Here is a 15,695-nt window from a genome sequence, read left to right as displayed (position 1 = left end):
ACCACCAAATCCAGGGACCGCCGCATCGCCAACACCACCCGCGACTCCGGCCCCACCCCCAACCCGATCAGATACCGGGCCAACCGATTCGCCCGACCACCCAACTCGGCATACGTCAACGACCCACCCTCGAACACCACCGCCACCGCACCCGCAGACCGCACCACCCGATCCCCGAACAACTCCGGCAACGTCCCGGCCGGAACGAAATGGTCAGTGGCATTCCAGGTCGTCAACTCCCGGGCGCACACAGCCGGATCGGTGATCGCCACGTCGCCGACCGCCATGCCGGGTTCGGCGGTGACGGCATCCAGGATGCGCACGAACTGCGCCGCGAAGCCGGAGATCGTGGCTTCGTCGAAAAGATCTGCCGCGTAATTGAATTGCGCCCCGATCACGCCGGGGCGGCCGCCGTCATGGGTTTCGCTGAGCACGAGCTGCAGGTCGAATGCGGCGACATCGGGCACGATCGGCTCACTCGACACCGACAACCCCGGCAGTTCCAGATGCGCGGGCGCATGATTCTGAAAGAACAGCGCCACCTGGAACAACGGATGGTGTGCGGTGGTGCGGGTGGGATCGAGATGCTCCACCAGCCGCTCGAACGGCACCTCGGCGTGACCGAAGGCTCCGAGGTCGACCTCACGCACGTGGTTCAGCAGGGCGGTAAACGACATCGCCGGGTCGACCTCGGTCCGCAGGACGAGGGTGTTGACGAACATGCCGACCAGGTCGTCGAGTTCCCGTTCTCCGCGGCCTGCGACGGGGGTGCCGATCGCGATGTCGCGGGACGCGCTCAACCGGCTGAGGAGCAGCGCCAACGCCGAATGCGCCACCATGAACAGGGTTACGTTGTGTGTGCGGGCGAACGCCAGAAGGCGTTCGTGCAGATCGGCGCGAATGTCCCAGGCAAGCGTCGAACCACGCTGCGACGCGGCCGGGGGTCGGGGACGGTCGGTGGGCAGGTCGAGGCTGTCCGGCAGCCCGGCCAGCGCGGTGTCCCAGTACGTCAGTTGCTGCGCCGCCCGCGACTGCGGGTCGTCCTCGTCACCGAGCACTTCGCGCTGCCAGAGGGTGTAGTCGGCGTACTGCACCGATAGCGGCGACCACGGCACGTCGTGTCCGGCGCTGTGCGCCGCGTAGGCGATCATCACATCGCGGGACAGTGGAGCGAACGACCAGCCGTCGGCGGCAATGTGATGGAGAACCAACGCGAGGACGTGCTCGCCGGCTCCCGTTCGGAAGAGCCGCGCTCGCACGGGGATGTCGGTAGTGACATCGAAACCGGCGAGAACGAACTGACGGATCGCGTGGTCGAGTCGGTCGACGTCCACCTCGGTGACGGTCACCTCGACGTCGACCTCGTCGGGGTCGAGAACCCGCTGCCACGGTCCGGTGTCGGAATCGGGGAAGACGGTGCGCAGCGATTCGTGCCGTTCGACTACGTCGTACACGGCCCAACCGAGTGCAGCGATATCCAGGTCGCCGGAGAACCGCACGGCGAGAGGGAGATTGTGGACGGGGCTGCCGGTGTCGAACTGGTTGAGGAACCACACCCGCTGCTGAGCGGAAGACAACGGCACCCGCTCCGGCCGGGCCCGAGCGGACAGCGTTGGGACGTCGGCGTGGACCTGGCGATCGGCACCGTCGAATCGTTGTGCGAGCCCGCCGACGGTCGGCGCGTCGAAGACGTCGCGTAGCGACACCGGAAGATCCGCGGCGCTGCGGAGCCGGGACACCAGGCGGGTGGCCACGAGCGAGTTGCCGCCGAGTTCGAAGAAGTTGTCGGTCAACCCCACCCGGCCGAGATCGAGTACGTCGGCGACCGCCTCGGCGACTGCGATCTCGACGGCGGTCCGCGGTGCCACATATTCGGTGCTCACGGCCTCGATGACCGGGGTCGGCAGCGCGGCCCGGTCGAGTTTGCCGTTGGCCGACACAGGAAGACCGTCGAGCGGAACCATATGGGCCGGAATCATGTAGGACGGCAGCACAGCCGATACGTGCTCGCGCGCTGCGGCGGGGTTCACCCGCTCCTCACCCACGACATACGCGACGAGGGACTCCTGACCGCGGTCGTCGCGGTGCACCGTCACCACTGCGCGTCGAATGTCCGGGTGCGATTCGTAGGCGCTCTCGATCTCGCCCAGTTCGATGCGCTGCCCGCGCAGCTTCACCTGAAAATCGGTGCGGCCCAGGTATTCCACGGCACCGTCCGGGCGGAGTCGCACCAGATCGCCCGTCCGGTACATCCGGGCGCCCACCGCGAACGGATCCGCGATGAACCGGTCTGCCGTCAGATCGGCACGGCGGAGATAACCACGGGCCAGCTGCGCGCCCGTGAGGTAGAGCTCACCGGCCACCCCGTCGGGCACCGGATGCAACCGGCCGTCGAGCACGTGCAGTCGGGTGTTCCATACCGGTCGGCCGATGGGCACCGTAACGGTGTCTGCGGCGCTGGTGCGCCAGAAGGTGACGTCGACCGCGGCCTCGGTCGGCCCGTACAGGTTGTGCAGGTCGGCTGCGCTGATGGCCCGGAACTTCGCGGCCTGATCCGGTGTCAGCCCCTCACCCGAACAAATGACCATACGCAACGAATCGCAGTGCGCTGCGGACGGTTCGGCGGTGAAGACCGACAACATCGAGGGCACGAAATGCATGACGGTGACGCGGTGTCGGCGCACCAGCGTGGCGAGGTACTCGGGGTCGCGGTGTCCGTCCGGTGCGGCGATCACCAGTGTCGCGCCGACCTGGAGGGGCCAGAACAATTCCCACACCGACACGTCGAAGGTGACCGGCGTTTTCTGCAACACCGCGTCGGTGGAAGTCAGGGCGTATTCATCCTGCGCCCACAACAACCGGTTCACGATCGCACCGTGGGTGACTACGACGCCCTTCGGTCGTCCCGTCGACCCCGACGTGAAGATGACATAAGCGGCGTGCTCGGGAGCCGGCGCCACCGGCACCGCCCCGGATTCGCCGGTCGACAGGTCGAGAATGTCGACGTGCAGTATCGGTGCATCGGTGACCCACTCGACGCCCTCTGTACTGCGGGTGAGGAGGCATACCGGCTGCGCGGTCTCCAGAACATACGTGGTGCGGTTCACCGGATGGTCCGGGTCGACCGGTAGGTAGGCGGCACCGGCTTTCAGGATCGCGTAGATGGCGACCATGAGGTCGAGCGAGCGCCGCATGCCCACGGCGACCACCGATTCCGGTCCCACACCTTCCGAAACCAGGTGGTGGGCAAGGCGGTTGCTACGCTCGTCGAACTCCGCGTAGGTGAGCCACTCGTCCTCGAATACCAGTGCCACGGCGTCGGGGGTCGCGGCGGCACCGGCAGCGAACAGCGACACCAACGTGTCGGGGGGCACGGGATGGTCGGTGGCATTGCGCGCGTCGAGGGCGGCCCGTTCCGGTGCATCGAGCAGCTCGATGTCGCCGACGGTGACCGGGTCGTCGTCGAGTACGGCGTCGAGAATTCTGCGGAACCGTGCGCCCATCGCCACGATCGTGCGCTCGTCGAACAGGTCGGTCGCGTACGAGAGGTCCATCGACATGCCCGCGGCCCGGCCCTCGGCATCGACGTGCTCCACGACGGTGAGCTGGAGGTCGAATTTAGCCATGTGGACGTCGATCTCGGCCGCCTCCACGGTGAGGCCGTCGAGTTCGACACGGGTGGTCGCGGTGTTCTGGAACGAGAGCATCACCTGGAACAGCGGGTGATACGCCGACGAGCGCTCCGGGCTGAGGACCTCCACGAGGCGCTCGAAGGGAACGTCGCCGTGCGAGAACGCGGCGAGGTCGGCGGTGCGGACACGGCCGAGGAGGTCGGCGAACGTGTCGTCCGGTTCCAGGGAGGTCCGCAGCACCAGGGTGTTGACGAACATGCCGACGAGGTGGTCGAGTTCTTCCTCACCGCGGCCGGCGACCGGGGTGCCGATCACGATGTCCGAGCCGGCACCGAGGCGGTGCAACAGCACCGCCAGGACCGCGTGCGTCACCATGAACGGCGTGGTGCCGGTGCGGTGACCCAGCTGCGTCAAGTGCTCGTGCACGAGGGCCGGCACCGTGAAGCCGACTCGACCGCCGCGATGCGACATCTGGGCCGGGCGCGGACGGTCGATCGGCAAGTCGAGCACCTGCGGCAGACCGGCGAGAACGCCCCGCCAATGGCTCAGCTGCTGGGCCGCCACACTATCCGGATCGGCTTCCGAGCCGAGCATGTCGCGCTGCCAGATCGCGTAGTCGGCGTACTGCACAGGCAACGGCGCCCAGGACGGTGTCTGCCCGTGGGCACGCGCCGCGTAGGCGACCATCACGTCGCCGGCGAGGGGCGTCATCGACCACCCGTCGGCGGCGATGTGGTGAACCACCAGAACCAGCACGTGACGGTCGGTGGCCTCGCGGAAGAGCCCCACACGGAGAGGTGGATCGGTGGTCAGGTCGAAGCCGGTGCCCCCGAGCGACGCCACTGCGGCTGTGAGGGACTCGGCGTCCACCGCGACCGGCGCGCCCGGCGGCAGCACCGCGCCGGACGGCAGGACCACCTGGTGTGGTCCGTCCGGATTGTCCGGGAAGATCGTGCGCAGCGTTTCGTGACGTTCCGCGACATCGGTGAGTGCCCACCGGAGGGCGTCGTGGTCGAGGTCCCCGGTGAGCCGGAGGGCGATCGGCAGGTTGTAGGCCGGAGACGCCGGGTCGAACTGGTTGAGGAACCACATCCGTTGCTGCGCAACAGACAACGGCACCCGATCCGGGCGCTCCCGCGGCCGCAGAACCGGTCGCGCGAGAGTGTGCGACGTCGACTCGGCCACGGCGACGGCCAGCTGGGCCACCGACGGCGACTCGAAGAGGTCGCGGACACCGATCCGCACCTGCAGCGCGGACCCGACCCGGGACACCACCTGGGTGGCCATCAACGAGTTGCCGCCCAGTTCGAAGAAGCTGGTCTCGACGCTCAGGTCGTCGACGCCGAGGACGTCCCGGAAGATCCCGGCGAGCACTTCCTCGGTGCCGGACCGGGGGCCCACGATCGAGGCGGACCGCTCGGCGAAAACGGGCGCGGGCAGGGCGTTGCGGTCGAGTTTGCCTGCCGGCGTGAGCGGCAGCGAGTCGAGGACCATGATCGCGGACGGCACCATGTACGCGGGCAGGCTCCGTCCGGCGAACTCGGCCAGCTCCCGGGTGTCGACCACGGAGTGCGGCGCGGGCAGCACATACGAGACGAGGCGTGTGGTTCCGGCGCCCTCGTGGCCGATCGTGTGCGCGAACTCCACCAGCGGATGCGCCGACAGGGCCGCGTCGATCTCGCCGAGTTCGATGCGGAACCCGCGGATCTTGACCTGATGGTCGCTGCGGCCGAGGAAGTCGAGCACCGGTGTCCCGTCGGCTGCGGACACCCAGCGGACCACGTCGCCGGTGCGATACATCCGTCCACCCGTTCCGAACGGGCAGGCCACGAACCGTTCCGCCGTCAGCCCGGCACGGTGCACGTAACCCCGGGCCAGGCTCGTGCCGAGAACGTACAGCTCGCCGCGAACCCCGGCGGGAACGGGCCGCAGCCGATGATCGAGGACCACGAGATCCACGCCGACGGTGGGTGCTCCGATGCTCACCGGCTGTCCGGCCGTCAGAGCGGTGGTGGCGGAGGACATGATCGTCGTCTCGCTCGGGCCGTACGCATTGATCATCGTCCGCCCGGGTGCCCAGCGAGCGACCAGCTCGGGTGGGCACACGTCGCCCGCGACGACGATCGTCCGAAGATCGTGCAGCGAGCGGTGATCGAGCGACGCCAGGGCCGCGGGGGTACAGAAGGCGTGCGTGATGTGCTGCTCGGAGAGGAATTCGGCAAGCTCGTCGCCACCGTAGATTTTGGTCGGCGCGATCACCAGCGTCGCTCCCGCGCACACCGCCATCACCAGCTCGAACACCGAGGCGTCGAAGCTCGGGGATGCGAAATGCAGTGTCCGCGAGTCCGGTGTGACCCCGAGCCGGTCGCGTTCGTCCGCGGCGAGGTTCACCAGACCGCGGTGTGTCACCGCCACACCCTTGGGCCGGCCCGTCGACCCCGAGGTGTAGATGACGTACGCAGGGTGGTCCAGCGACAGCGCCGCGGTGCGGTCGGCATCGACGACGGCATCGGTCGGATAGGAGGCGAGGTCGGCCAGGAATTGGTTGTCGTCGAGGATGATCCAGTGTGTGCAGTCCGGCAGGTCGGCGCGCAGGGCCGCGGTGGTGATGCCGATCGGCGCCCCACAGTTTTCGAGCATGTGCAGGATCCGCTCGCGCGGATAGTGGGGATCCACCGGAACGAAGGCAGCCCCGGTTTTCGCCACCGCCCACACACTCGACACCGAGTCGAGCGAGCGGGGCAGCGCGAGGGCGACCGCGACCTCGGAGCCGACCTGCAGGTCGATCAGCAGTCGCGCCAGCTGGTTCGACGTCTCGTCCAGGGCGCGGTAGCTCAGGACGCCGGCGGACGCTTCCGTTCCCGGTGCGACCAGGGCGTCACCGTCCGGGTTGCTGCGGACGGCCCCGGCGAGCAGATCCGGCAGGGTGACCGGCGCGAACCCGGCACGGCCGGTCGCGGGTATCAGGCTGCGGTGTTCGTGCTCGTCGAGAATGCCGAGGTCGCCGATCCGACCGGGCCGAAGGGCATCCGAGGTGAGGAACTCGCCGAAGAATCGGGTGAACCGGATGTGATGCGTGTCGAGCGCCGTCTCCGAGTAGAGGTCCGGGTTGGCCTCGAAATCGAGGTTGAGGCTGGTGCCGGCCACCCCGTGGTAGACGTTGACCGCCAGATCGCTGATTGGGCCGGTCGACAGCAATTCCAGTCTGCCGACGATGTCGCCGAGCGTGATCTCGTTGTGGAAGAGCATCACGTTGATCAGTGGTCCGTAGAAGCCCTGGTCGTCGGCGGCGGCGTCGCGGCGGATGTCGATGTGCGGGTACCGCTGGTGGCGCAGCGCCGCCGTCACCTCGAGCCGGACCGCGGCGACGAGGTCGGCGCTCGTCATGTCGGGGCGGACCTGCAGTCGCAGGGGAACCACGTTCGACACCATGCCGCCGGAGCGGCGGAGCAGCGCGGTGGTTCGGGCCGTGACGGGCAAGCTGAGGGCCACGTCCTCGCGGCCTGTCATCCGTGCGAGGTAGGCGGCGAATGCCGCGATCACCTCGAACGCGACGGAGGAGGCATGCCGATCGACGGCGGCGTCGAGGTGATCGACGAGGGTGCCGGGCAGCTGGCTCCCGGTGGTACGACTGCGGGCGCGCGCCGGTGCGGTGCGGTCCACCAAACTGTGCGGCTCGCCGATGCGAGCGACGAGTTCCGACCAGTATCGGCGGTCGGCGTCGTAGCGGGCGGAGGTGCGGTAGTCGTGGTCGACGCCGGCGACCTCCGTCAAGTCTGCCGCCTTGGACGGCGCGGCGCTCACCCCTCGGACGGTGGCCGTATAGAGCTCCGCCGCTCGGTCGACGAGCGTGACCGAGCCCATTCCGTCGAGGGCCACGTGATGAACCCGGCTGTACCAATAGTGGCGGTCGGGCGCGATTCGAAGCAGCGCGGAAAACACCAACCGGTCCCGGAACACGTCGATCGGGGCGGTGTACTCCTTCCGCATCCACTCCTTGGCGGCGGCCCGTGGGTCGGGTTCGTGCAGCAAATCGACGAAGCGGACCGAGGCTTCGAGGGTGGGATCGACCACCTGATACGGGACACCGTCGACCTCGATCAGGCGCAGGAACGCGGACCCGAGTTCGCGGCCGGCGGTGATTATCGACTCGGACAGCAGGGGCGCATCGAGCTCCCCGACCAGTTCGACACACTGTGCGATGTTGACCGGCACCGAGGGTTCGAGCTGCTGGGCGAACCACATTCCCTGCTGCGCGGCAGTAAGCGGGAAGGCATTCTCCGGGAGATCACCTGTCGGAGGCAGGGGCGGAACCGGCACAGCGTCGACCACCCGTCCACCCCCTGTTTCTCATCTCGGCGGGCGGACGAACCACCCCGTCACCACCCGACAGTGACTAGCGACCCTAGGAATTTTCCAAACCTTACTCAGGAGTACGCCTCGGGTTCCCTATCGGGCATCCGGTTCGAAGCGTTTCACCCATTCCACATTCTGGAACGGCGCGCATTTTGCCTGATAGTGGGCGGGCGGATCGTCGTCGTCGCACCAGAGCGGCCACGACCGCGGCGGCGGCGGCGAGGCAAAGCAGGACCTCCGGCAGAGGCCCGAGGCGACTCGCCGGAGTCAGCTGGGTCCGCAGCGGCACCTCCGACACCAGGGCGGCGGGCACGAACAGTGACGTCTGTTCCACGGTGGAGCCGTCCGGCGCGATGATCGCACTGACACCGCTGGTGGCAGCGACCACCACCGCCCGTCCGTGCTCGACGGCCCGCACCTTCGACATGGCGAGTTGCTGATACGTCATCTCGGTATCGCCGAAGGTGGCGTTGTTCGTAGGAACGGCGAGCAGTTCCGCGCCGGCCCGCACCGACCCCTCGAAGGCTCGATCGAACGCCACTTCGTAGCAGGTGGCGACCCCGACGGGAACACCGTTCGCGTGGACGACGCCGTCGCCGTCGCCGGGTACGAAATTGCCGGCCCGGTCGGCGTAGGAGGAGAAGTGCCGGAAGAAATCGCGGTAGGGCAGGTACTCGCCGAACGGTTGGATGATGCGTTTGTCGTGTCGTTCGCCCGGTCCCTCGTCGCCGTCCCAGACGATCACCGAATTGGTCGTCGTGCGGTCGCCGTTGACCAGCACCGCACCCACCAGGATCGGCGCGCCGATCGCGTCGGACGCGCGGGAGATGTCCGCGGCCGCGTCCGCGTTACGCAGCGGGTCGATATCGGACGCATTCTCCGGCCAGACGACGACGTCCGGTTGCGGCGCCGCCCCGGCGGCCACCTCGTCGGCCAGTTGGAGGGTGCGCCGCACGTGATTGTCGAGGACCCGTTTGCGTTGGTCGTTGAAGTCGAGACCCAGTTTGGGCACGCTCCCCTGGATTGCCGCGACGGTAATCGTCCGGTCCCCCGACCCCATGTCGGCGAGCGCCGGCGCCAACGCCACCGACAGCACCGTGGCAGCGAGAGCCGCGGCCAGACCGCCGGCAAGAGGTCGCTTCCAGTCCGCCGCGCCGTGCGCCCGAGCCCACACCGTCACGGCGGCGGAGGCCAGTCCGGCGCCCGTCAAGGCCACCCCGAAGCTGAGCAGTGGGGCGCCGCCGAGACTCGCCAACGGCAGTAGCCATCCCTCCGACTGCCCGAAAGCGAGCCGACCCCAGGGGAAACCGCCGAACGGGACGCTGGCACGCAACCATTCGGTGAGTGACCAGCCGGCCGCGATCCACAGGGGCGCCCAGCGCAACCGGGACACGAGCACGGCCACCACCCCGAACAGGCCCACGAACACCGCCTCGGCGGCCGCGAGCGCCAGCCACGGCAGGGCGCCGACGAACACGCCGATCCACGGCAACAGCGGTACCAGGAAGCCCAGACCTGCCAGGTAGCCGTAGCCGAAGCCGGCGCGGAGTCGCGGCGCCGGCCCGCCCGCGGCGGTGAGAACCAGGACGAGCAGTGCGACACCGACCGGTGCCAGGAACCACAGCGGCCGGGGAGGAAACCCGGCGAAGATCAGAAACCCGGCGGCCACCGAGACGACGCAGCGCACAAGCAGACCGCGGGCGCCGATCAATCGAAGGGGTGCATTGCCGTCAGCACTCGTGGACGACGCTCCCCCGTCAGCACTCATGGACGACGCTCCCCCGGTGCACCGAACGCAGCAGCACCGGCGTGGGTGCGTCTTCGTCGAGTCGCGGCAGGGCGGGCACCCGGGAGCGCGGATCGGTCGACCACCGCTGGACGGAATCCTGGGGTGCGCTGACCACCAGCTCACCGGCATCCCACACCGCATACGACGCCGGGGCGCCCGGGTTCAGGGTGCCCGCCAGCCCGTCCCGGACCCCGCCGGCCCGCCAGGCGCCACGAGTGGCAGCGGAGAACGCGGCACGCGGCGAGATGCCGCTTCCCGGTGTCCGGTGCTGGACTGCCGCACGGACCATCGCCCACGGTTCGACCGGGGTCACGGGAGCGTCGGAACTCAGCGCCAGCGACACTCCGGCGGACGCGGCCGCGGAGAACGGGTTCAATGTGAGGGCCCGGTCGCGGCCGAGACGCTGCGCGTAGAGACCGTTCGTCCCACCCCACAGGGCGTCGAACGCGGGCTGCACGCTGGCGATCACACCCCACGCCGCGAGGCGGGCCGCGTCTTCGGTGCTCATCATCTCGGCGTGCTCGAGCCGGTGTCCGGCCGCGGCGACGGCGGGTCCGCCGAGTTCGTCGGCCACCAGCGCGAGGGCATCGACCGCGGCCCGGACTGCGGCGTCACCGATCACGTGGAAGCCCGCCTGAATGCCGGCGATCGTGCAGGCCCGGAGGTGGGCCGCGATCTCGTCGACGGTGAGGTAGCTCTTCCCGGTGGTGCCGGGCGCATCGGCGTACGGTTCGCGGAGCCACGCGGTGTGCGACCCGATGGAGCCATCGATGAACAGGTCGCCGCCGAGTGCGTGAGCGCCCGTGTCCTGCAGGAGCTTCCGGGCCTCCTCGACGTCGGAGACTGCCTGCCCCCAGTAACCCCGCACCTCCACTGCGTGGGAGGTGGACAACAATTCGCGGAAGTCGTCCAGTCCGGCGATGTCCGGACCGCCACACTCGTGCACCGCGACGATTCCGCGGGCGGCAATGGCGTCGAGCGCTGCGGCGCGGGCGACTGCCCGCTGCCGTTCCGTCAGCAGGGACCGGGCGACCGTGCGGGCGGCGTGGTGCGCCTCGAAGGTCAGCGGTCCGTCCGTGGAGCAGCCCGCGGTTCCGTTCACATCGGGGACCAGCTGCCGCAGCGCAGTGGAGCACACCGCGGAGTGAACATCGATCCGCGAAAGGTACACCGGGCGGCCCGGCGCGGCCTCGTCCAGCTGCGCCGTGGTGGGGCCGGCGCCCTCCGGCCAGTTCGAGTCGTCCCAGCCATGCCCCCAGATGACGGCGTCGTCGTGGGTGCGAGCAAAGGACTGCAACCGGTCGAGGCACTCGCGCAGCGAGCCGACACCGACGAGGTCGAGGCCCACGATGTTCAGCCCCAGGGCGGTCACGTGGACGTGGGTGTCGACGAACGCCGGAGTGACGAACGCGCCGTCCAGGTCGACGACTTCGGCGTCCGGGTGCAGTGCGCGGGCTGCGCGGTCGTCGCCGACCCACACGACGGTTCCGTCGGTCACTGCCATCGACGTGGCGTCTGGTGCAAAGGAACTGTAGATTCGGCCGCCGACCAGCAGTTGGGTAGTCACGGGCACCTAGTGTGCCTGCTAGGGCAGAAGGCGTGGATCACGGGTCGGGGTTCGAGGTTGCGGATCGACCACCTCACCGTCGAACACGTCGTGCACCACCTCACCTTCGATCACTTCACCGCTGCCTCGACGTGGGGCCCGCGCGAAGGCCTCGGCGCCGGCCGCGACGGCGGCGGCGCGCTTGCCGGCAACAAGCACGACGACGGGCCGAAGCAGCCATCGGGTGGGCGGGATCAGCAGAAGCAGCCCGAGAAGTGAGGTGACGAGCCCGGGCACCACCATCAGCGCCGAACCGACCGCCACGAGGGCGCCGTCCGCGACCGCCGCACCCGGCGACCCCTTGCCGCCTGCGGCTGCACGCAGCCCCTGGATCACCCGGCGCCACTGCGAGCGCATCAGCATCAGCCCGACGAGCGACCCACCGAGGAAGAGGCAGGCTGTCCAGAGCGCACCGATCGTGCCGCCCACCCAGATGAGTGCGGCGATCTCCACCACCACGTAGAGCAGAAACACTGCGGCGTACATGACGCCCCCTTTCGAACGGCGGATACCGACACTCTGGCCGTCTGTCCGTTCAACGTTCGAGGACGCCAGATTTCTCCCGGCACAGATCTCGAACCGCTCACAATCTAACCCTAAAGTTGACATTGAGAGTTGTGCCGTGATGCAGTTCTCTCGGATGGGGATCTTCCGATCCCGCGCACAACAAGGAGCCGCTATGTTCCGGTCCACCCTGTTCCGCCGTGCCACGATGGTCTTGGCACCGGCCGCTGTCGCCTGCATGCTGTCGGCCGCACCCGCCTCGGCCCAGCCCCTTCCCGACGCGGCTCGGGGTATCGGGGAGCTGCAGACGCTGGCCGCCGAGATGTCGCCGGTGGCGAGCAACGCGGTGAACCAACTCCTCGGCGCCAGCGTCTTCGTCCCGAAGGATGTGCTCGAACTCGGGCTCACTACTCCGCAGGATTTCATGTACCCGTCCCCCACCCTGGGATGCGGTGTCGCCGACGAGCCGGCGACCGTCACCCTGGCGAGCGCTCAGGCAGGACCGAATCTCTTTCCCCCGATCACCGCCGGCCAGTTGCGGTTCCAGGCAATTCCCGCCTACGTGGCGATACCGCAGTCGTCCGATCTCAGCGTTGCCTGGATCAACCTCAACACCTTCCAGGGCGGGATCGTGAAACTCGACGACCGGCTGCCCATCATCAACACCCCGCTGCTGTCGAAGATCGTCGACACGGGTGCGGGCACGGTGCTCGGCACGATGTTCGGCACCGTGAGCTATCCCGGCAACGTCAACTGCACGGTGGTCCCGACCGTCGGCACGTTCACGTCCTGACCGTCACGGCGGCGGACGAACTTACGAGCCGGGCCGCACCAGGCCCGTCTCGTAGGCCAGGACCACCGCCTGCACGCGGTCCCGCACATTTAATTTGGTGAGTATCCGGCCGATGTGCGACTTCACCGTCGACTCGGACAGGAACAGACTTTCCGCGATCTCCGTGTTCGACAATCCGGTGGCGACCAGCTGCAGCACTTCCCGTTCCCGCTCGGTCAGCACGTCCAGTACCGCCGGGTCGCGGCGCGGAGCCGGGCCGTCGTCGAGGAAGCGGGCCAGCAGTCGCCGCGTCACCTTCGGCGACACCACAGCGTCTCCGGCCGCCACACTGCGGATGGCCGACACCAGGTCCTCCGAGGGGGTGTCCTTGAGCAGGAAGCCACTGGCCCCCGCCCGCAACGCCCCCATCGCGTGCTCGTCTAGGTCGAACGTCGTCATGACGAGTACGCGGCTCGCGACCCCGGATTCGAGTATCTGCGCCGTCGCACTGACCCCGTCCACCACCGGCATCCGCACATCCATCAGCACCACATCGGGTTCGAGTTTACGGACCGCCGCCACCGCGGCCGCCCCGTCGCCGGCCTCGCCGACCACCACGATGTCGTCCTGCGCGTCGAGCACCATATTGAGGCCCATACGCATCAATTCCTGGTCGTCCACGAGTAGCACGGTGATCGGCACAGCGCCAACCTAGCACCGCCCCGCCCCGCGCTGCGGATCCACAAAGGCGGCGCCTGTGGTCTTGGCCCGGAATTCGGACTGCCGCAACATCCCAGCAGGCACCGCAGGCCGCGAGGGTGAGATCCGTTCTCCCGGACCAAACCCGCTTCGGCGGAATAGGCTGTACTGAGCGTCTATCACACGTCCGGACTCGAGTGGGAAGGGTGCTGATGCGCGAGGTGCTGGCCGACCTGATGGCGGTGTGGACCGCGGGCGGGACGGCGGGTGTCGGAACCGTGGTCCGCACATTCCGCTCCGCTCCGCGACCGCCGGGGGCGTCGATGGTCGTGGCACCCGATGGGACTGCGTCCGGTTCGGTGTCCGGCGGGTGTGTCGAGGGAGCGGTCTACGAACTTGCATGCGAGGTCACGGCGTCCGGCACGCCGGTGCTGCAGCGGTACGGGATCAGCGACGAGAACGCGTTCGAGGTGGGTCTCACCTGTGGCGGAATCATCGACATTTTCGTCGAACCGGTGTCGCGCAACACTTTTCCCGAGCTCGGTGAGATCGCCTATGACATCGACAATCACCAGCCGGTCGCCGTGGCCACCGTTGTCGCGCATCCCGATGCCGCGCGGGTGGGGCGACGTCTGGTCGTCCGGCCCGAGAACGTGAGCGGTTCACTCGGCTCCGACCGAGCCGATTCCGCGGTGACCGACGACGCGCGGGGTCTCCTCGCGGCGGGCGGCAGCACGGTGCTGACGTACGGCACCGACGGTCAGCGCCGCGGCGAGGGCATGGAGGTGTTCGTCGCCAGTTACGCGCCGAGGCCGCGCATGCTCGTATTCGGGGCCATCGACTTCGCCGCCGCGGTGGCCCGGCAGGGCGCCTTCATGGGATACCGGGTGACGGTCTGCGACGCCCGTCCGGTGTTCGCGACGCACGCGCGGTTCCCGACGGCCGACGAGGTGGTGGTGGACTGGCCGCACCGGTATCTCGCTGCGCAGGCCGAGGCGCAGGCCATCGACGGCCGGACCGTGATCTGTGTGCTCACCCACGACCCCAAGTTCGACGTTCCCCTCCTCGAGACGGCACTACGCATCCCCGACGTCGCCTACATCGGTGCCATGGGATCACGCCGAACCGATCAGGACCGGCGCGAACGCCTCCGCGAGGCCGGTCTGACCGACACCGAACTCGACCGGCTGTCGAGCCCCATCGGCCTGGACATCGGCGCCCGGACCCCCGAGGAGACGGCCGTGTCCATCGCCGCCGAGATCATCGCCCGCCGGTGGGGTGGCACGGGGCGCCCACTAATGGAGTCGAGCGGCCGGATCCACCACGAGGAACCCGTCGATTTCTGCGTCGACTAGGGCGGTTTACCGGGGTTGACGGACCACCGGTTCTTGCGCAGGCTGAGAGGATCCACGTTTGTGAGGTAGGTCACAATGCAAGTTCCAGGATCCTTCGAATACGAGCGTGCAACCGGCGTCGAGGACGCCATCGCCCTGCTCGACCGGCTGGGCGACGAAGCCCGCCTCGTCGCAGGCGGCCACAGCCTGCTGCCCATGATGAAACTTCGCCTCGCCAATCCCGAGTACCTCATCGACATCAACGACCTCGAGGGCGAACTCGGCTACATCACGACCGAGCGGTCGAGGCTGCGGATCGGTGCGATGACACGGCACCGCCGGCTACTCGAATCGGACGAACTCGCGGCGGCGTTCCCCCTCTTCCGCGACGCGGAGAAGGTGATCGCCGACCCGGTGGTCCGCAACCGCGGAACCATCGGCGGATCGCTGTGCCAGGCGGATCCGGCCGAAGATCTCACCACGATCTGCTCTCTACTCGACGCCACGTGCGTGGTGCGCGGACCCGGCGGACGTCGCGAGATCCCGATGTCCGAGTTCCTCGTCGGACCGTACGAGACGGCGCTCGCACACAACGAAATGCTCATCGAGATCGTGATACCTGTTCACGGCCACAGTTCCAGTGCGTACGCCAAGATTGCACGGCGAACCGGAGATTGGGCGATCGCCGCGGCCGGCGCCGCAGTCACGGTGGAGGGCGGCGAGATAGCCCGGGCAGCCGTCGGCCTGACCGCCGTGAACCCGGATCCGTCCGGGCTCTCGGACATTGCCGACTACCTGACCGGACGTCCACCCTCAGAGGAGGCGTTCGCCCAAGCCGGACGGTTGGCCGCACAGGCCTGCGAGCCCGTCGGAGACGCCCGCGGCACCGTCGACTACAAGCGCCATCTCGCATCCGAACTCACGATCCGCACACTCCGCACAGCGGTCGACCGGGTGCTCCGCAGCGACGTGGAGCACGAGCCGACCGGAGAAGAGGCATAGC

8 protein-coding genes are annotated in these 15,695 nt (G+C 68.5%); 3 read left to right on the top strand and 5 right to left on the bottom strand.

Annotation, left to right across the window (positions count from 1 at the left end; genetic code table 11):
• The 4 genes from ACH49N_RS37500 to ACH49N_RS37485 form a co-directional block, all read right to left on the bottom strand.
• On the bottom strand, window positions 1-7,964 hold a 7,964-nt coding region (locus ACH49N_RS37500; RefSeq protein WP_358278230.1), incomplete at its 3' end, for an amino acid adenylation domain-containing protein.
• A gap of 91 nt (window positions 7,965-8,055) precedes the next feature.
• The gene (lnt, locus tag ACH49N_RS37495) at window positions 8,056-9,756 is read right to left on the bottom strand and encodes an apolipoprotein N-acyltransferase (protein ID WP_358278232.1); all 1,701 of its coding nucleotides are present in this window, start codon (window positions 9,754-9,756) and stop codon (window positions 8,056-8,058) included.
• The gene (locus ACH49N_RS37490) at window positions 9,746-11,350 is read right to left on the bottom strand and encodes an amidohydrolase family protein (protein ID WP_358278234.1); all 1,605 of its coding nucleotides are present in this window, start codon (window positions 11,348-11,350) and stop codon (window positions 9,746-9,748) included. The genes lnt and ACH49N_RS37490 overlap by 11 nt, the downstream gene beginning before the upstream one ends.
• Window positions 11,351-11,362: 12 nt before the next feature.
• Window positions 11,363-11,869, bottom strand: coding sequence for an FxsA family protein (locus tag ACH49N_RS37485; RefSeq protein ID WP_358278236.1), 507 nt, complete (start codon window positions 11,867-11,869; stop codon window positions 11,363-11,365).
• A 193-nt stretch (window positions 11,870-12,062) separates the two neighbouring features.
• Between ACH49N_RS37485 and ACH49N_RS37480 the strand changes: the two genes are divergently transcribed.
• Window positions 12,063-12,680 (top strand): hypothetical protein, encoded by a 618-nt coding sequence (locus ACH49N_RS37480; protein ID WP_159922133.1) that lies wholly within the window; start codon window positions 12,063-12,065, stop codon window positions 12,678-12,680.
• A gap of 21 nt (window positions 12,681-12,701) precedes the next feature.
• On the opposite strand, the gene ACH49N_RS37475 is transcribed toward ACH49N_RS37480, so the two are convergent.
• On the bottom strand, window positions 12,702-13,361 hold the full coding sequence (locus ACH49N_RS37475; RefSeq protein ID WP_109329663.1) for a response regulator transcription factor: 660 nt from the start codon (window positions 13,359-13,361) through the stop codon (window positions 12,702-12,704).
• A gap of 209 nt (window positions 13,362-13,570) precedes the next feature.
• Between ACH49N_RS37475 and ACH49N_RS37470 the strand changes: the two genes are divergently transcribed.
• Together ACH49N_RS37470 and ACH49N_RS37465 are read left to right on the top strand one after the other, a co-directional pair.
• Window positions 13,571-14,713, top strand: coding sequence for an XdhC/CoxI family protein (locus ACH49N_RS37470; protein ID WP_358278238.1), 1,143 nt, complete (start codon window positions 13,571-13,573; stop codon window positions 14,711-14,713).
• Window positions 14,714-14,788: 75 nt separating this feature from the next.
• Window positions 14,789-15,694: a xanthine dehydrogenase family protein subunit M gene (locus ACH49N_RS37465; protein WP_358278240.1), complete on the top strand. Its 906-nt coding sequence runs from the start codon at window positions 14,789-14,791 to the stop codon at window positions 15,692-15,694.
• Window position 15,695 lies beyond the last annotated feature (1 nt).

It is taken from the genome of Rhodococcus sp. NPDC019647 (assembly GCF_044389235.1).
GTDB lineage: Bacteria > Actinomycetota > Actinomycetes > Mycobacteriales > Mycobacteriaceae > Rhodococcus_F > Rhodococcus_F oxybenzonivorans.
Note: the sequence above shows the minus strand (reverse complement) of the source record. Positions and strands in the feature narration are given on the sequence as shown.

Excerpts from the sequence above, each read along its gene's own strand:
- ACH49N_RS37470 (WP_358278238.1), top strand. The coding sequence starts at position 13,571 with ATGCGCGAGGTGCTGGCCGACCTGATGGCGGTGTGGACCGCGGGCGGG.
- lnt (WP_358278232.1), bottom strand. The coding sequence starts at position 9,756 with ATGAGTGCTGACGGGGGAGCGTCGTCCACGAGTGCTGACGGCAATGCA.
- ACH49N_RS37465 (WP_358278240.1), top strand. The coding sequence starts at position 14,789 with ATGCAAGTTCCAGGATCCTTCGAATACGAGCGTGCAACCGGCGTCGAG.
- ACH49N_RS37480 (WP_159922133.1), top strand. The coding sequence starts at position 12,063 with ATGTTCCGGTCCACCCTGTTCCGCCGTGCCACGATGGTCTTGGCACCG.
- ACH49N_RS37485 (WP_358278236.1), bottom strand. The coding sequence starts at position 11,869 with ATGTACGCCGCAGTGTTTCTGCTCTACGTGGTGGTGGAGATCGCCGCA.